The following is a 17,088-nucleotide window of genomic DNA, read 5'->3' on the forward strand; positions in this document are numbered from 1 at the left end:
AGAAACCCCTAATCCAAGGGGTTTCTTTATTGAATTATTAAACGTAAATTTGAAGCCTTAAATAAAATTAATGGTTAAGTTATTTGTGGTGGGCTATCCACTGGATATTCAAGATTCTGAACTTATAGAAATGTTCAGCATCCAGGGTTTGGTTCATAGTATTGAATTGATTACCGATAAATTTACACACAAGCATAAAGGCTTTGGGTTTATTGAAATGGTAGATGAGGCAGGAGCGGAAAGGGCTATAGCTGCACTAAACGGAAAGGTTATAAAAGGTAGAAAAATCACTGTTAAAAAAGCAGACGAAGACAGAGCCGAAAAACCTAGAACTTTTAAGGGAAACAGATTTCACTCTGAAGAAGGTAACAGTGCACCACGCGCTGAGGAGCAGTCGTTTAAAAGCAAACGTCCTCGTAAACTGGTATCTGATAAATAGAGCCCTATCCTGAAATGAAAATTGCAATACTAGGCTACGGTAAAATGGGCCGTATTATTGAGAAAGTAGCAGAGAACCGTAACCACGAGATCATTCTGAAGATTGGCAGCAGTAATCAGAATGAATTAACAACGGAGGCACTTAAAAAAGCCGATGTAGTGATAGAATTTAGCACGCCTGATGTAGTATTACACCACATTCATGAGTGTTTTAAGGCTAAGGTGCCAATTATTGTTGGAACTACCGGATGGTACGAACATTTACAGGCAATTGAAAAGCAATGTAAGGAAACGGGGAATACACTGCTGTACGCTTCTAACTTTAGTATTGGGGTAAATGTGTTCTTTCATGCGAATAGGCTGTTAGCTAAGCTGATGAACAACTACCCGAATTACAAAGTGCATACAGAGGAAATTCATCATACGCGTAAGATGGATTCGCCAAGTGGCACAGCAATAACTATTGCCGAAGGGATTATTGAAGGATTGAACAACAAACAAGAATGGGTAAATACCTTGAATGTTGAGCAAATAGATGTTTCGGATAAAACAATACAAAACAATCAGTTACTGATCGCATCTAAACGCATAGAAGATGTTCCGGGAACACACACTATACAATATGCCAGCGAGGTCGATTGTATAGAATTTAAACATACAGCGCTTAACCGAGATGGCTTTGCCCTTGGTACTGTACTAGCCGCAGAGTGGGTACAAGGTAAGAAGGGATTCTATTCGGAAAAGGATATGTTTAATTTCGATATGGCATAAGCTTACTTAACACAGTTTAATCAAATTCATATTTCCGAAAGAATTCTCGTAAATTGAGTATTGATAAATTCGCATCCTTATGAAAAACTTATCTAAATTGAGTTTGCTCTTGTTGTTTCTTTTATCCTGCGTTTCTACTCAGAAACTGTATGAAAAAGGAGAGTACGACAAAGCCTATTACGCTGCCATTGGCGATCTTAAAAAGAATCCATCAAATGCTGATGCGTTAAAAATTCTACCGGATGCCTATAAAGAGGCCTCAGCTAAATTTGAACAAGATATCCTTTTAGCAAAAGGCGGTAAGGGTAAAAAATCTGAACAGCTTGCTGAGATTTATAATGGATATCTGTCTTTGCAAAATATGTATGATGCTTTCGCAAATTCAGATGTAAAAATAAATGGTTTTAGTCCTCAAAATTATGACCGTGAATTAAATCAGGCAGCTTTAAATGCTGCCGAAACACACTACAATTGGGGAGTTGCACTATTAAACCGTAACGATAGGGTAAGTGCTCGTAAGGCTTATAACAATTTAAAACTTGCAGACAATTATGTGCCAGGTTATAAGGATGTAATCGAGAAGAAGCAGGAAGCTGAAGAAGCGGCTGTAACCAATGTGTTGGTTACCAAGTTAGATCAGCGTTTTGGTTATTATTCAATTGACGGAGCCTTTTTTGAAAGAGATATTCTCTGGAATCTTAATTCAATAGGCAACTCCAACTATTATGAATTTTACAGTGGAAGCGAAGGGCAAGGCCGAAGAATTGATCAGTACCTGGAGATTTCTATGAATGACATCTGGTTCAGTAACCTTGCTACCAATAATTACTCATACCGTGTATCAAAAAAGATTCCTGTTAAAAGCGACAAAGCAAATGGTAGCGTAAGTACAATTACTGTTACAGCCACTATAAATGCCGTAAGGAGGATTATCAACTCGAGGGCGAGTATGTACTATAGAATTACGGATGCGGAATCAAGAAAGCTGATTGCATCTGACAGGATTCCTGCAGAATACACCTGGCAGAGTATTACCGGTAAATACACCGGTGATTCGAGAGCTTTGAGTGCAAAGGATTGGGATATTGTTCGTGGTAGTTATAATAACAGACCGGATTATAATGATTTATATCATGAGCTTACCCGCCAGATTATGACTCAGTTTAACTTTAAAATGAGAGACATTTACCGTTAATGGAACTAAGTTCCATTAACGGTATCGCTTATTCTCAACAAAGAGTTTGGTTATAGAGGAGTAAGATACTGAGTATAAGAATATCCTGCTTCACCATCGTCTGTTTTAATTTCCCACCATTGGTCGTTTGCTTTGCTTACCAATGTAACTACTTCGTGCCTGGCAGCTTTGCCCACAATATCAGCATCGGTACTTGGCCCGCTGCGGATATTTAAATTAGAGCTGTTGGTGGTTACCTTTAATTTAGAACCTTCGGTAACACCGGCTATGCTATTGATATTCATTACCAAATCGCCCGAGGAATAGTTAGGGTCGAGGCGTTCGTAAGTATCCCAGAGTTGTTGTTTTATGGAGCCACTTGCGTCGCCATCAATGTATAGTACACCTTCCTGTTCACGTACATTTAAGTTATTTACTCCCTGTGCAGTGGCAGTATCTATTAATTCTTTATATTTTTCTTGTAAAGCCATGTTGTGTTTCTCCTTTAACTATTTAATAACCAGTTGAGAATTGTCGATTTTTTTAGGTTTTAGTGCATTCAAAGCCATCATCAACTTTTGGAGATTTGTTTTTTGAATTTCACCTTTTAAGGTAATCACACCATCATTAACAGTTGCAGTTACAGTAGGGAAGTCCTTAGTAGCATCTTTAACCGCATTGGTAAGCATGTCTGTAGCAGCTACCGCAACACTTGGCGTATCGGCAACAACTGCAATGTTATTTACTACAGATTTAACACCTGGAATGGCGGCAACAGTTTTGTCAATGTCGGCTTTGGTTGCATCATCAGGAACTTGCCCAGATAATGTTGCTACTCCTTTTTCAACTACCACTGCGGCACCCGCGATGTGCGGATTTGCAAGCAATGCAGTCTCGACGGCAGCTTTTATAGCATCATCTTTGGGGCCACTTTTGCAACCAGTAAATGTAGCTGCCATCATAACGAGGGCAACCAAAAACGCAGTTGTTTTCATTGTCAGATTTTTCATACGGTTTTTTATTTTGGTTTTAAGTTTAAGAGGTATGCCTAACTGCTTTACTTAAAGAATAATAGCATACCAAAAGTTATATGAGAACAATGATGGAAACAAATTGTTTTTACATGGATAATTAAATGAATAAATGAGAAATATTATATACAGTTTTAAAGTATATTGGCTAAACTAATCAACTGTATGTCTATGGATTTATACTTAAAAAGATTTTGGGAGGAAGGAAGCGGAAATCAGTTAGTGGAGTGGTCTGGAGCTCAGATTAGTCTGGATAACGCTAATGTTTTTACACTGTTAGCCAAAGAATATGATGTACAGGGAGATGAAGCTGTTCAGGAGATATTTAAAGACAGAAATTTTGGAGAAGCATACGCTTATGTTACTCAGTTATCTAAAACTATAATCTCCGAAAATGACGATTTGCCAGAAAACATAAAAAGTATGTTTTTAACCATGCAGCAAAAGCCAGCCTGGGTAGATGATGAACTAATACAGATGGGTTGTAATTTATGTATGAGGAGTGGTACCAACGCACTTATTTCTTTAAGGGATTATAGCCTGATGAGTGGATATGATTACGCATATTTGAACAAAGCACTTATTTATACTGGAGCACTTAAGAAAGGTCCTGCAAAAAGAATCACCGATACACTTGATTTTTGGATTCATGTAACACGCAATAATGCTTTGGAAATTAATGCACTAGGATATCAATATATTGCGCGTACAAGAATGATGCACTCCTTCTCTCGGTTGATGATAAAGGAAAAATATGCAGACTGGGATCATGAAAAATGGGGTGAGCCCATTAATTTCGGCGATATGGTTGCTACCAATATCGGGTTTAGCTTGTTTTATCTTCATGGTTTGCACAAGCTGGGAATGCATATTTCTGAAAAAGAAGAGCTAGGGGTTTTTCACCTTTGGAAATACGTTGGTCATTTGCTTGGGATTCCTGAAAAACATTTGCCTAATAACAAAAAAGAAGCAACTGAATTATTTTATTTATGGACTGATGGGCAGGTCTCAGCAGATGAGGATTCAGTAATGTTGGCTCAGGCTTTGGAAAATGAAGCTTTTGCATCAAATATTTTTAAAAAGGCTTATCAAAAGAATTTCCTTAAGTACCTGCATTCTTGTTACGTTAGGTTTTTAATAGATGAAGAAACATGCAACAGACTTCATATTTCTAAAATAAGAATGTACTACCTTTTTCCAAGGTTTAGGAAATTTCGCAATCAGATTCTACAAAAAATAATCGGGATGAGTGGTAAAAACTATAAGCGGGCTGTAACTATGGGGGATATTTTTCAAACTAAAATCTCGCAGGAATACTTAAAGGCAGATAGTTAGTTCATCTTCAAATTTTCTCCCAATTTGATAGGCAACTTTGGTGCAAAACGATTCTTATGCACAGACTTATCTCCATTCTTCTTTTTATGCTGCCACTATTTGTTGCTGCGCAAAGTAATTCCACTGTTACCGTTTCAGGAATAGTGAGGGACATTAAAAAAGGTGCTCTGCCTTACACAAACATTGTACTAAAAATACCAATTGACAGCAGTTTCGTTGTCGGGACGGTAACCAATGATGAGGGCAGGTTTACATTAGCCAATGTAAAAAATGGCAATTACATTATAGAGATTTCGATGCTTGGCTTTAAAACGATAAAGCAACCGTTTAGTATAGGGACATTGAGTGCATTTCTGGACTTGGGACATTTTGAACTTCAGGAAGATAGCAAGATGTTGAACGAAATCACAGTTGTTGGCACTACTGCCAAAGATGGGGTTTCCGATAAAATGGATAAGAAAACCTTTACACTGGCCAATAATGCAACTCAAACAGGAGGTTCGGTATTACAGGCTATGCAAAATTTGCCAGGAGTTACCATTCAGGATGGTAAAGTTCAGCTTCGCGGTAACGATAAAGTAGCCGTTCTGATTGATGGGAAACAGAATGCTGTTACCGGATTTGGTAGTCAGAGCGGATTAGATAATATCCCTTCATCAGCAATAGAGCGTATAGAGATCATCAATAATCCTTCGGCTAAATTTGATGCAAACGGCAATTCGGGTATCATTAACATCATTTATAAAAAGAACAGACAGGAGGGGCTAAACGGTAAAATTGGTCTAACAAGCGGACTCGGTGCACTATGGATTAGAAAAGAGAACCTGCCAACTATAAGGCCGCAATATCAGGCAACCCCTAAATTAAATCCATCCTTATCACTTAACTACAGAAAAAACAAAGTAAACACATTTCTGCAAGCCGATTGGTTGTATACCCAAACGCTAAACAGGAATGATTTTGCCCAAAGAATTTATGATGATGGAACGGTAATCAATCAGCAGGTAAAACGGAATAGAACAACAACATTTTCAACCGTAAAAACTGGGATGGACTGGAATCCAGATGATCAGAACACCTTTACAGTTTCAGCCTATCTCAACAGAGAAAAGATTCTTGACAGAGGTGATATCCCGTATTTTAATAAAGACTTTACTGAGCGCAGTCGTTTGTGGCAGTTTCTGGAAGATGAGGTTAAATATACAGCCACGGGAGCGGCACTTTTTCAGCATAAATTTAAGCAACCAGGCCATTTACTGAATGTTAGTTTCAACTACACTTTTCACAGGGAAGATGAGAAATATTTTTTCACCAATATTATGCCCACATTTACAGGAGAGGACTCATTTAAGCTGCTTTCTGATGAGCATGTGGCTGATCTAAACCTTGATTACGTTAAGCCATTAAAGCATGGTAGATTGGAAGGTGGTGTAAAATTCAGAAGAAGAACAATACCCACCAATATGCAGTTTTTTCCTGGACTTAACTCTCCTTTGGATGTTAATGCCGGTGGTTGGGCTGATTACAAGGAAACTATTCCTGCAGTATATGGTAACTATGTTTTTGAGAACAATAGCTTTGAGTTGGAGGCAGGTTTAAGACTTGAGTATGTAAAGGTAAACTATGATGTGAATCCTAATCATAATACCTATAAAAGCGATGGCTATGATTATACACGTCCGTTTCCAAACCTTCGCTTGGCTTATAAACTTAATGAGAGAAACAAAGTTTCTGTGTTTTATAATGAAAGAGTTGATAGGCCAAATGAAGTGGACATACGAATATTTCCAAAGTATGATGAACCTGAGGTAATTAAAGTCGGTAATCCAACACTGCGACCTCAATTTACCAGAAATATAGAAACAGGCTATAGGTTAACCTGGAGTAAAGGAAGTGTTTATTCTGCTGTTTACCATAAAATGATAAATGCCACTATTACCAGGATTGCCACTGTAGTTCCGGGAAGTACACTGATTTATAATATCTTTCAAAATGCAGGTAAAAGTCGTAATACTGGTGCTGAGGTGACTTACAATCAAGAGCTTGCTCCATGGATTTCTTTTAATGCCAGTGCTGCTTTGTACAAAAATACCATCGATGAATTTACGGTAAGCAACAAATATCCAGTTCCGACGGTGTATACTATGGGAAAGGAAAGTATTACTTCGTGGAATTCAAAATTAAACGGAATATTCAAATTACCTAAAAAGACAGAATTGCAGGTCTCGGCCATTTATTTGGCACCTGATATTATTCCTCAGGGAAAGATTGGATCAAGGTTTTCGGTAGATATGGGGGCAAAGAAACAAATCCAAAATGGGAGAGGAGAGCTGTTTTTGAATGGTACAGATTTGTTTAACACCTTAAATCCTACAAGAGAAATAGCCGGTAATGGATTTAAATTGATCAGTACAGACTATTTTGAAACGCAGGTTTTTAGAATTGGTTATAGCTACAAGTTTTAAGATAGGGCTGGTAAAGTAATGGTGGTTAGCGGTTTATTTCGTAGTAAAATACTTAATGTTTAAGCGTTTAAATTTTCTTGAATTTAATTTAAAATCGTTAAATTCAATGTATACTTTTGCGCTTAACCATATTAATTTATGGAATTACTAACTACACATAAAAAACATTCAATTCTAGCTTTATGAATAAGCCAATCTTTATTGCGCTAATTGCGCTTTCCTCTTTAGGAGCATTGTCATCTTGTAACATGATGAAAAAAAATACAGAAAAAACATCAGCGGATAAGTCAGCTGCTCAGCTGACGGGTTCTTGGGAACTAAACTACATTACTGGAGTAAGAATAGCCTTTAATGGTTTGTACCCTGATACAAAACCAAGTATTAGTTTTGGTAAAGTTGCAGGCGAAATGAATGGTAATACAAGCTGTAATGTATTTGGTAGCAAAGTAACCATTAGTGGAAATAAATTAAGTGTTTCTGAACCAGGTGCTATGACAATGAGATTTTGCGAAGGCGAAGGAGAAAAACGCTTTTTAGATATGCTTAAAAAAGTAGATAGCTACGAAGTGAAGGACAACGTTTTGACTTTATCGCAAGGTGATCTTGCTTTAATGCGTTTTACAAAGAAATAACATTTTTGGGAAGGCTATGTGTATTCATGGGCTTCCCAAAAATTATAAATCATATCAATATAAAAAGAAAAGCCGGTAGCTTAAATGGCTATTTTCTTTTGAGGGAACTGCTCGGTATGAGACATTATCATATGGAGTATGTAATCATTAGATGGATATGGCTGTAATGCCGATTTAAGCTGCTCAGGTTCGTTAATATCAGTATGGTGGGAAATGTATCCCATCCCATAAAACTTCCCTTGTTCTACAAGCAGACAGCTTTGCTCATCTTCTGTTCTGCCTTTATCAATAACTGCAAAAGTGGGTAACATCAACTTCAAATCATCTATTGCATATTTAACCCGCACATTATAAGCCGCTGCGGACTCTTTACCTAAACAAGCACCTGCGCATTTGCCCTCTTCATGAGCGGTGCAACATTGCCTGTTTTTCTGAATAAAACATAGTTTTTCGCACAATAAATGCTCTTTTATTAATGCTTTTAAGAGATTATGACCTTCTAAAATGGTATTGAAACTGTATAAAACAGGCGTATTCTTTTTAAACTTATCGATACCTAATCTTATATATCCCTTCTGATCCTCGAAAGCAAATAAGCTATATTTCTGCTCAAAACGCTTTAATGCCCTGTTATTTTCTGGCCATAACTTTTTGATCTCAGAAGCCTCAAGTATAAAAGCCATCAGTTCTGTACCGCAAATCTCAAAGTCAACACTGTAGATGTCCTTGAGGAAATTCTGACGCTGTTTGGTAATGCTATTACCTGTAAAATGAGAACAAACCCTTTTTTTTAAGCTTTTAGCTTTTCCAATATATATAACTTTTCCTTTTTGATCTTTAAAATAGTACACGCCAGGACTCAATGGCAGTTTATCTACTTCTGATTTGGGTAAATTAGGGGGTAAGGCCTGCTCTTTTGAAATTTTACTAAGTGATTGCTTGATGATACCTTCTGAATCAGCTTCTAACAGTATACCCAGTAAAATTGCGGTAGCGGCAGCATCTCCACCCGCACGGTGTCTGTTGTTTAGCTCAATTCCTAAAGCACTACATAATTTACCCAGACTATAGGAGCGGTGCCCAGGCAACAATTTACGGCTAAGCCTTACGGTACAAAGTTTATTGCATAGTAGTTCATAACCTGCAAGTGATAGCTGGTGTTTAACAAAAGAATAATCGAAATTTACATTATGTGCTACAAATGTTTTATCGTGCAGTAGTTCATATATTTTTTCCGCTATATCCTCAAATAAAGGAGCATCCATCACCATCTCATTACTGATACCGGTTAATGCCTGAATGTATTCAGGAATCTCCTGCGCGGGATTAATTAGCGTTTCAAAAGTATCTACCACAGAAACGCCATCATGAATAAGAATTGAAATCTCGGTGATTCCATTTCCTGAGGCAAAACCTCCAGTTGTTTCTATATCTACTACAGCGTAAAGCATGATTTTTTATGAACTTTTATAAAGTGTAAATATGCTAAAAAAATTAGTAATAAATAAAACTATTGGTATTTAGTGAAAAATTTTGTTGATATAAATAAGTCCCAACAAAAAGTGTCCCATATCACTCTTTTAACAGTTAATTAATAAGAATGAAAAGTATGGCATATAAATAGCTTGTAATTAACTAAAAATAGTTAATGTAATGTCAAGAAAGATACTAGCAGTTGACGACGATAGCGATATAGTTGAAATTATTAAGATTGTATTGGAAAGTGAAGGTTTTGAAGTTTCTACTTTAACTAGTGGGAGAAATGTATTAAACGTAATCTCATCAATGAGACCTGATCTGATATTGTTAGACGTAATGCTAGGCGGAATAGATGGCAGAGATATTTGTAAAGCCATAAAAAACCACTCTTTATTTAAAAGTATTCCGGTTGTTATGATCTCTGCAAGCCACAATCTTCAGAGTGTTTTAAAATTACCTGATTCACCAAATGACTTCCTTTCGAAGCCATTTGATATTGATAGTTTAGTTAAAAAAGTAAAAGCACAATTTGCAGCTTAACTATTTCTTTACTGTACTAATTAATGTATAGATAGTACTAAATTCTATATAGTAACGTTATAAAAAATTAGTGTGTTTCAATTTTTATAGGATTGCTCAGGATTTTATGAATAGGGCATTTATCTGCAATCTGCATCAAACGCTGACGCTCTTCGTCTGTTAACGTACCAATCAGTTCAATTTTTCTGGTGATGGTAGTTTCCTTATTCATGTCCTTTTCATCACAAATTGCCAGTTCTACTTTTATTCCATCAAGGTTGTATTGTTTACGATCTGCATACATTCTAACTGTAATGGCTGTACAGCTGCCCAGGCTAGCCAAGAGCAACGCACCTGGTGTCATGCCTTCATCTGTTCCGCCAATGCTTTCGGGCTCGTCAGAATAGATAAAATGGCCTCCTGCGTAAACTTTAGTTTTATAATGAGATCTGTCTAGCTCTGTAATTGCGGTAATTTGAGTATCTGCCATGTTTTATGTGTTGTGCAGATAAAGCTACAATTAAATTTAAGTATTCACATTCCTAAAATAAACATACAGAGTTAACAATAATATAGCAGGTACTTAAAATAGGAGAAACATATTATATCTTAATTTGTTATATGTGTAACTAACCAAATAACAGTATGTTAAGTAGCTATTTAAATTTCAGATTCGATGTTCAGGGCAAGCCAATCAATGGATTCTGTATGCGTATACAGGATGATTTCCACGAAACCTACGCTGTAATTGTAGATGGCTATCATTCGTTTTGCGTATGGTTAGATTCAACCTCAACCTGGAGATCATCTAAGCATACTAGCGTTGAACCCACAGTATTAGAGCAGATCATCAGCAGGATAACCTCAGTAGAACCTTCGTAGTATTATTTATCCAAAAAACAAATAAGCTAAGCCAATAGCTGTACATACGCCAACAAGATCGGCTAATAGCATAGCGCCAATCGCATAGCGCGTGTTTTTAATACTCACAGAGCCAAAATAAACTGCAATTACATAAAATGTAGTATCAGATGCACCCTGGAATATTCCAGAAAGCCTGCTTGCAAATGAATCTGGGCCATATGTTTCCATAGTGCTTACCATCATTCCTCTTGCGGCGCCACCACTTAAAGGTCTTATCAAAGCTGTAGGTAAGCCTTCAACAAATCTAGTATCAGCCCCTAAAAAAGCAAAAAAGCTTTTGATTCCGCCAATTATAACGTCAAATGTGCCACTGGTACGAAGCAGACTTATGGCAACCAGCATCCCAACAAGGTAAGGAATGATTTTTATAGCGGTATCAAAACCATTTTTTGCACCCTCAACAAAGGCATCGAAAACATCAATCTTTTTATATATCCCTCCAAGTACGATCAGTAGAAAAACCAATAGTATTAACCCATTGCTCAAAATACCTGAAAATGATTTTATCCCTTCAGCGTTAAGTGAGGTGATGTATAAAACCAACAAGGAAATGATGAAAGAAAGACTCAAAATCCATCCGATTACTACCGGTTGTAAAAGGTTGATTTTTTGTTTGAAAGAAACAATTAACATTGCAGCTATAGTACCCACAAAGGTTACGATAAGACAAGGGATAAAAATATCGGTTGGATTAGATGCATTTTGAGAAGCTCTTATAGCAATAACACTAACCGGAATTAAGTTTAAACCTGCCGCATGTAAACATAAAAACATGATCTGTGCATTCGAGGCTGTGTCTTTACTTGGGTTTAGTTCCTGCAAACTTTCCATAGCTTTTAGGCCAAAAGGAGTAGCTGCATTATCTAATCCTAATAAATTAGCGGAAAAGTTCATGATCATATGACCCATAGATGGGTGTCCTTTTGGTATATCCGGAAATAGCTTGGAAAAGAAAGGCCCAACTATACGCGATAACAAACGAATACCCCCGGCTTTTTCAGCAATGCTCATAAGTCCGATAAATAAAGCCAGAATACCAATTAATTTAAGACATAACTCTACAGAAACCCAACAAGTTTCGATAATGCCATCTAGTTTTAAGGGGTTTGCAGGGTCACTGGCTTTGCCAATGACCATCCAGTTAAATATATCAGATTGTCCAAAAAAGAAACATTTTATAGAGGCTACAACAATAGCTACAATAATAAAGCCTGACCAGATTCTGCTTAATGCCATTAATTAGGGATAGTTTGTTTAACGATGTTAATGTATGGATTTAAAATAATATATCCCTAAGGCTTTTCATCAGTAAGTTCAAAACCCCATGTTTTACCCTTTTCGGTTGCAGGTATACCCTGAGTCATCCATGCAGGAGCTTTAGAACCTTTTAAATAGTAATCAAAAAACTGTTGTTCACGTATTTGTATGTCTTTTCTATTCTGACGCTTTACCAGATTATGTGCCTCGTTATTGTAATTTAACATCCATACCGGTTTGCCCAATCTTCTTAGACCTGTAAACATTTCAATTCCTTGGTACCATGGCACTGCACCGTCGGCATCGTTGGCCATAATTACTACAGGAGTAGATACTTTAGGTAAGGCAAATAAAGGAGAGTTTTCGATGTATAATTCTGGTTTTTCCCATAAAGTAGCACCAATTCTGCTTTGAGTTTTTTCGTACTGGAACTGTCTGTTCATACCACTTTCCCAACGCATACCACCGTAAGCCGAAGTCATATTTACTACAGGAGCACCTGCCCATGCGGCAGCATACATATTGGTTTTTGTAATTAGGTGAGCAACTTGATAGCCACCCCAACTTTGTCCCTGAATACCAATTTTACTACCATCAACCCAAGAGTTTTTCTTTAAAAACTCTACACCCGAATTGATAAACTCTTCGGCAGATTTACCAGGATAACCATTTTCATAGCTAATATCAGGTGCAAAAACCAGGTAACCATTACTTACAAAATAAGAGATATTTAATCTTGAAGGAGTAGGAGCAGGTGCTTGATAAGTATATAATCCATCTGATAATTTCTCGTAGAAATATACGATCATTGGATATTTCTTAGCTGGGTCAAAATCTTCTGGTTTATACAAGATCCCATCAGATTTAAAGCCCTTAGGCGTTGTCCAGTTAACCAGCTCTGCAGTTCCCCAGTTGTAGTTTTGTTGTTGTGGATTGGTGTTACTTAATTTAACCTCCGTTTTCATATCAGTTGATACAAACACATTAGGAGAGTTGGTGTAGTTCGCTTTGTCGTAAATATAGCGTTCTTCGCCTCTGGCTTTACTTAAGTTTGAATATTTAAATTTAGCCATTACAACAAGTTCAGGACTTTTATTGTCGCCAATGTTTTTTCTGTAATAGCCATTTTCTTTAGTTATGTTGTTAAAAGCATCAAGCAGGACTACTTCTCTTTTACTTAAAAAACGACTGTTAGAATCTAATTTTTGATAGCGGAAAGTAATGTTATTTTGTCTGCCATAACCATTGGTAATGTTTTGCGGTGCACCTTTTCCATCTGGAGAAAATTCCCAGATATCATATCTGTCGTACAATAGAACAGCTTTGTCTTCCTCAGTCCAAGCAGCAACGCCGTATGCGTCGGGTTGATCTGGTACATCATTTTCCTCATCAACTAATTTCACGCTAAGACCGTTATTTAAATGTGTAACCTTGGCTGTTAAAGTGTTATAAGTGTACCAGTTAGATGTCTTTTTGTCGAAATAAAGTACATACTTTCCTGATGGAGATGCTGTAGCATTCCCCATTAAGCCAGCAATGATCTTTTTCCTTGCACCTGTTTTTGTATCAACCAAGTAATAATCCTTTATCGCATTTCCAGACCACTGAGATTGGATTCTATTCCCAAAATCTGTTGATGCCAATACAAAGTTGGAGTTACCCTCATCAATCAGCTTCGCTTCAGGAAGTTTTGGATCTGTTAAAGGCACTACTTTTACATCGCTGTTAAATATCTCAATAGAAGTTAAATAAGTTCTCTTAGCTTCTTTATCAGCATTTTTTAGCTGCATTGGCTGTAAGTAATCATCCTTATAGCTCCATACATCAAGCTTTGCATGTTCAAAATCGATAAGCGTGGTGTCTTTTGGCTTTTTGATAGGAGCGATACCGAAAAATAGTTTTGTACCCTCTTTGCTAAAGTTCAATTTTCCATCACCACTAACAGCCCATTTCGCAGGGATGCCCGGTATTTCATTGTCTACCAAAATTTGAGCAGTATCTAATGATGGCGAATTGTAGTAAATGAAATAGTCTTTAATTTCAGCTTTTTCAGGACTTCTTTCGCCAAGAAATGCTACCGATTCACTTTCGTCGTCAAAAACAAAGTTTTTGAAGTTTCCTTTTCCACTAACTAATGTTTTAAGCGTGCCTTTGTCTGTGTTTAACAAAAAAACTCCTGTTTGTGCAGCTTTATCTTTTTTTGAACCTGTACAAGCGAAAACAAGCTGTTTGCCGTCTTTACTAAAAATATATTCACTTACATATTTAAAAGTACGCTCAGTACCTGTTGTCAGGTTCCTGAAAACAAGATCAGAGCCTTCTTTATCATCTTTTTTTGTGGAGTCCTCATCTACAAAGAAGTCCGAATCGTTATCTCTTTTGTCAGTACCGGTTACAGTTGCTTTTTTTGAGGTATCTATTGGTTTTTCTAATTGGTAAGCAAGTAGCGCCAAGCCATTTTCCGGTAGTTTGAACGATTTTACGCGCGCAACTTTTACAATAGCGAGATTGGTTAGGTTGGCTATTCCCAGTGAGTCCTTAGGCATCTCTTCCGGTTTTTTCTTTTTAATTTTGGCTTGTCTTATAGCAGAGTAAAACGGTTTAATTGCAAAAGCAGCAAATTTAGAATCGGCACTAAACTGTGCGCTTTCTGCTCTGTTTACTTTGGTTTTTACATTAGTAAGCAAGTTGGTTAGGTATAAGTTTGCATCTCCCTCTTGAACAGCAATTCCGTATGCTGCCCAATTCCCATTGTTTGATAATTTTCTTGAAGCAATAGATTCCCATGTATCATACACGGAATGGTCTAGCGGTTTCTTCTGCGCAAAACTGATTGTCGTAAAAAATAGGAGAGAGAGAATTAGATATTTCTGCATAATATAAATGGTTGTTTTATCCCTGGTTAGTTCTGGAACCCTAAAAATTAGAAAATTTTAAGACATATCACTATTGTATATCAAATTTTACAAAAATAAGTGTGTTTTTAACGTGAATTTGGGCTTATCCTTAAGTATTTTGCTATAAGGCGCTCGTCATCCTGAATTTATTTCAGGACCTCACACTAGCAAGGTTTTCTTTCTCTTGAGAGGTCCTGAAATAAATTCAGGATGACGGGGTGCATATGGAGCTGTTCTGAAATACCTGCATAAAAAAAACACCTACATCACAAACACCTACATAAAAAAAGCCTGCATCAATATTATTGATGCAGGCTTTTTTGAAAAATATAGTTAAGAACTATTTGTTCTTTTTCTGTTGAATTTGAGCTTGTTGTTGTTGACGCATATAGTCTTCTAACTTAGCACTGAATCTTGATTTCTTTTTCTCTGCAACAGGTTTTGTTTTGTTTTCCTGAAGTGTTCTATGGATTTTCTCATCATCTACCATAGATTTAATCAAGAACTGTTGAGCAAACGTTAGCATGTTGGCTAGGAAGTAGTAATAGTTCAAACCTGAAGGGTAGCTATTTAATACACCCAAGAATACGATTGGCATAATGTAACCAATGTATTTCATTTGGCCGGTTGCACCAGAAATCTGATTGTTAAAATAAGTATAGATTAATGTGGAAATAGTCATCAGGATACACATTAAACTTAAGTGATTACCCAGAATAGGGATGTTTACACCAAACTTGATGAAATCATCATATGTAGAAAGGTCCTTCATCCATAAAAAGCTCTCGCCTCTTAACTCAAATAAGTTAGGGAAGAAGAAGAAGAACGCCATTACAAATGGTAACTGTAGCAACATTGGTAAACAGCCACCCAATGGATTTACACCCACTTGCTTGTAAAGTTTCAAATATTCTTGTTGCAATAATGTTGGGTTATCTTCACCTACTTTTGCTTTAATTTCATCCATTTCAGGTTTTAAGATTCTCATCTTAGCCATTGAAAGGTATGATTTGTAGGTTAGCGGAGACATTGCCACCTTTAGCATAACGGTAAGCAGAAGAATAATTAAACCATAGCTCCAACCAAATCCCTCAAGGAAGTTAAATACAGGCAACACAATAAATCTGTTGATGTATTTTAATGGCCAGTATCCCATATCAACTTGTTTCTCTAATTCATGCCCTTGAGCTTTTAAAGTAGAAAACTTGTTGGTTCCAAAATAGAACTCCATTGAATAGTTTTGAGCAGCTAATTGGTTAAACGTAAGTTGCATATTAGCACCATACCATTTAATTTGGCCTGGCTGAGTACTCACTTTAACTTCAAGATCACCTTTATCAAAAGGAACTGTTGGAATTAGTACTGCCGAGAAGAAGTGTTGTTTGAAAGAGAACCATTCTATTTTTCCTTCTTTTAATTCTTCTTTCTCATCTTTAGCAACACTTAAATGGTTAGGGTTTTCGCCAGCATATTTGTAATATGGAGCCGAATGTTCCTGCTCTTTTTTACCTGATTTTTCTTGCTCAAGTAAAGTAGCTTCCCAGTTTAAGGTAATTGTATTGTTTTGAATAACCTGGTTTAAACCATTTAGGTTGATATTGAAACCAACTTTACTGCTGTTTGGTTTTAAATCGTAAACGTACTCAATGTATTTATCTCCAGAGTAATTGGCACGCATGTTAATGCTGTTGCCATTTTTAGAAGCAGTAAAGTACAAATCATTGGTGCTTACAATTTTGCCACCTATATTAAGGTTTAAACCAAATTTGTTTTGGTCACCATCAAATAATATTACCGGTTTACCATCATAAGTTTTTTGTCCTTTAACTTCTGCAGAAAGGATTTTACCACCTTTGTTGGTAAGCGTTAATTTTAAATTCTCATTTTCTAAAACGCTGGTTTGCACTGTGCCTGCGATGTTACCACCAAAAGGACCTTTTAATGCAGCCGAATCAACAGCTGGTATTGCAGCAACGGTAGCTGCAGCAGGAGTAGCAGTGCTATTAGCTGTTGCTTTCTTTATAGAATCAGCAGCAATTCTTTCATTTTCTTTTTTCATTTCAGCCTCACTTGGCTTGAAAAAGTAAAAAGAACCTGCCAGAACAATCATGATCAGGAATAATCCTGTAAACGTATTTCTATCCATTATTGTTAATTAAACGCGTA

The 17,088-nt window shown here is 36.7% G+C and carries 15 protein-coding genes; 8 read left to right on the forward strand and 7 right to left on the reverse strand.

Annotated elements, in window-relative coordinates; translation table 11 throughout:
• Positions 1–70 precede the first annotated feature (70 nt).
• The 3 genes from HQN83_RS18595 to HQN83_RS18605 all read left to right on the forward strand — a co-directional run bounded on the left by HQN83_RS18595 (position 71) and on the right by HQN83_RS18605 (position 2,404).
• Positions 71–439 (forward strand): RNA recognition motif domain-containing protein, encoded by a 369-nt coding sequence (locus HQN83_RS18595; RefSeq protein WP_173092168.1) that lies wholly within the window; start codon positions 71–73, stop codon positions 437–439.
• A gap of 14 nt (positions 440–453) precedes the next feature.
• Positions 454–1,209, forward strand: coding sequence for a 4-hydroxy-tetrahydrodipicolinate reductase (gene dapB, locus HQN83_RS18600; RefSeq protein WP_173092170.1), 756 nt, complete (start codon positions 454–456; stop codon positions 1,207–1,209).
• A gap of 79 nt (positions 1,210–1,288) precedes the next feature.
• Entirely contained in the window at positions 1,289–2,404 is a 1,116-nt protein-coding gene (locus tag HQN83_RS18605; RefSeq protein ID WP_173092172.1) for a hypothetical protein, read from the forward strand.
• 50 nt (positions 2,405–2,454) lie between these two features.
• Here HQN83_RS18605 and HQN83_RS18610 read toward each other — a convergent pair whose 3' ends face one another.
• Together HQN83_RS18610 and HQN83_RS18615 are read right to left on the reverse strand one after the other, a co-directional pair.
• Complete coding sequence (locus HQN83_RS18610) at positions 2,455–2,874, reverse strand: SH3 domain-containing protein (RefSeq protein ID WP_173092174.1); 420 nt, start codon at positions 2,872–2,874, stop codon at positions 2,455–2,457.
• Between the two features lie 18 nt (positions 2,875–2,892).
• Positions 2,893–3,393 carry a BON domain-containing protein gene (locus tag HQN83_RS18615; RefSeq protein ID WP_173092176.1) on the reverse strand — a complete coding sequence of 167 codons (501 nt, stop codon included), beginning with the start codon at positions 3,391–3,393 and terminating at the stop codon, positions 2,893–2,895.
• A gap of 192 nt (positions 3,394–3,585) precedes the next feature.
• On the opposite strand from HQN83_RS18615, the gene HQN83_RS18620 reads away from it, so the two are divergent.
• From HQN83_RS18620 to HQN83_RS18630, 3 genes are all read left to right on the forward strand, one after another.
• On the forward strand, positions 3,586–4,749 hold the full coding sequence (locus HQN83_RS18620; protein ID WP_173092178.1) for an oxygenase MpaB family protein: 1,164 nt from the start codon (positions 3,586–3,588) through the stop codon (positions 4,747–4,749).
• Positions 4,750–4,805: 56 nt separating this feature from the next.
• Entirely contained in the window at positions 4,806–7,214 is a 2,409-nt protein-coding gene (locus HQN83_RS18625; protein WP_173092180.1) for a TonB-dependent receptor domain-containing protein, read from the forward strand.
• A 182-nt stretch (positions 7,215–7,396) separates the two neighbouring features.
• Entirely contained in the window at positions 7,397–7,846 is a 450-nt protein-coding gene (locus HQN83_RS18630; RefSeq protein WP_173092183.1) for an META domain-containing protein, read from the forward strand.
• A gap of 80 nt (positions 7,847–7,926) precedes the next feature.
• Here the strand turns inward: HQN83_RS18630 and HQN83_RS18635 are convergent, their stop codons facing one another.
• The gene (locus tag HQN83_RS18635; RefSeq protein WP_173092185.1) at positions 7,927–9,297 is read right to left on the reverse strand and encodes an exonuclease domain-containing protein; all 1,371 of its coding nucleotides are present in this window, start codon (positions 9,295–9,297) and stop codon (positions 7,927–7,929) included.
• 202 nt (positions 9,298–9,499) lie between these two features.
• On the opposite strand from HQN83_RS18635, the gene HQN83_RS18640 reads away from it, so the two are divergent.
• The gene (locus HQN83_RS18640; protein ID WP_173092187.1) at positions 9,500–9,865 is read left to right on the forward strand and encodes a response regulator transcription factor; all 366 of its coding nucleotides are present in this window, start codon (positions 9,500–9,502) and stop codon (positions 9,863–9,865) included.
• A 67-nt stretch (positions 9,866–9,932) separates the two neighbouring features.
• Here HQN83_RS18640 and HQN83_RS18645 read toward each other — a convergent pair whose 3' ends face one another.
• The gene (locus HQN83_RS18645; protein ID WP_173092189.1) at positions 9,933–10,334 is read right to left on the reverse strand and encodes an OsmC family protein; all 402 of its coding nucleotides are present in this window, start codon (positions 10,332–10,334) and stop codon (positions 9,933–9,935) included.
• A 155-nt stretch (positions 10,335–10,489) separates the two neighbouring features.
• On the opposite strand from HQN83_RS18645, the gene HQN83_RS18650 reads away from it, so the two are divergent.
• On the forward strand, positions 10,490–10,726 hold the full coding sequence (locus tag HQN83_RS18650) for a hypothetical protein (protein WP_173092191.1): 237 nt from the start codon (positions 10,490–10,492) through the stop codon (positions 10,724–10,726).
• Between the two features lie 6 nt (positions 10,727–10,732).
• On the opposite strand, the gene HQN83_RS18655 is transcribed toward HQN83_RS18650, so the two are convergent.
• From HQN83_RS18655 to yidC, 3 genes are all read right to left on the reverse strand, one after another.
• Positions 10,733–12,004, reverse strand: a complete 1,272-nt coding sequence (locus HQN83_RS18655) for a nucleoside recognition domain-containing protein (RefSeq protein ID WP_173092193.1) — start codon at positions 12,002–12,004, stop codon at positions 10,733–10,735.
• Positions 12,005–12,060: 56 nt separating this feature from the next.
• Positions 12,061–14,901, reverse strand: coding sequence for an alpha/beta hydrolase family protein (locus tag HQN83_RS18660; RefSeq protein WP_173092195.1), 2,841 nt, complete (start codon positions 14,899–14,901; stop codon positions 12,061–12,063).
• 361 nt (positions 14,902–15,262) lie between these two features.
• Positions 15,263–17,068 (reverse strand): membrane protein insertase YidC, encoded by a 1,806-nt coding sequence (gene yidC / locus HQN83_RS18665; RefSeq protein WP_173092197.1) that lies wholly within the window; start codon positions 17,066–17,068, stop codon positions 15,263–15,265.
• Positions 17,069–17,088 lie beyond the last annotated feature (20 nt).

This window comes from Pedobacter foliorum, from assembly GCF_013266735.1.
In the GTDB taxonomy this organism is placed as follows: domain Bacteria; phylum Bacteroidota; class Bacteroidia; order Sphingobacteriales; family Sphingobacteriaceae; genus Pedobacter; species Pedobacter foliorum.

Coding starts and splice junctions, on each gene's coding strand:
- HQN83_RS18615 (WP_173092176.1), bottom strand. CDS start 3,393: ATGAAAAATCTGACAATGAAAACAACTGCGTTTTTGGTTGCCCTCGTT.
- HQN83_RS18660 (WP_173092195.1), bottom strand. CDS start 14,901: ATGCAGAAATATCTAATTCTCTCTCTCCTATTTTTTACGACAATCAGT.
- HQN83_RS18635 (WP_173092185.1), bottom strand. CDS start 9,297: ATGCTTTACGCTGTAGTAGATATAGAAACAACTGGAGGTTTTGCCTCA.
- yidC (WP_173092197.1), bottom strand. CDS start 17,068: ATGGATAGAAATACGTTTACAGGATTATTCCTGATCATGATTGTTCTG.
- HQN83_RS18655 (WP_173092193.1), bottom strand. CDS start 12,004: ATGGCATTAAGCAGAATCTGGTCAGGCTTTATTATTGTAGCTATTGTT.
- HQN83_RS18610 (WP_173092174.1), bottom strand. CDS start 2,874: ATGGCTTTACAAGAAAAATATAAAGAATTAATAGATACTGCCACTGCA.
- HQN83_RS18645 (WP_173092189.1), bottom strand. CDS start 10,334: ATGGCAGATACTCAAATTACCGCAATTACAGAGCTAGACAGATCTCAT.
- HQN83_RS18605 (WP_173092172.1), top strand. CDS start 1,289: ATGAAAAACTTATCTAAATTGAGTTTGCTCTTGTTGTTTCTTTTATCC.
- dapB (WP_173092170.1), top strand. CDS start 454: ATGAAAATTGCAATACTAGGCTACGGTAAAATGGGCCGTATTATTGAG.
- HQN83_RS18595 (WP_173092168.1), top strand. CDS start 71: ATGGTTAAGTTATTTGTGGTGGGCTATCCACTGGATATTCAAGATTCT.
- HQN83_RS18650 (WP_173092191.1), top strand. CDS start 10,490: ATGTTAAGTAGCTATTTAAATTTCAGATTCGATGTTCAGGGCAAGCCA.
- HQN83_RS18640 (WP_173092187.1), top strand. CDS start 9,500: ATGTCAAGAAAGATACTAGCAGTTGACGACGATAGCGATATAGTTGAA.
- HQN83_RS18630 (WP_173092183.1), top strand. CDS start 7,397: ATGAATAAGCCAATCTTTATTGCGCTAATTGCGCTTTCCTCTTTAGGA.
- HQN83_RS18620 (WP_173092178.1), top strand. CDS start 3,586: ATGGATTTATACTTAAAAAGATTTTGGGAGGAAGGAAGCGGAAATCAG.
- HQN83_RS18625 (WP_173092180.1), top strand. CDS start 4,806: ATGCACAGACTTATCTCCATTCTTCTTTTTATGCTGCCACTATTTGTT.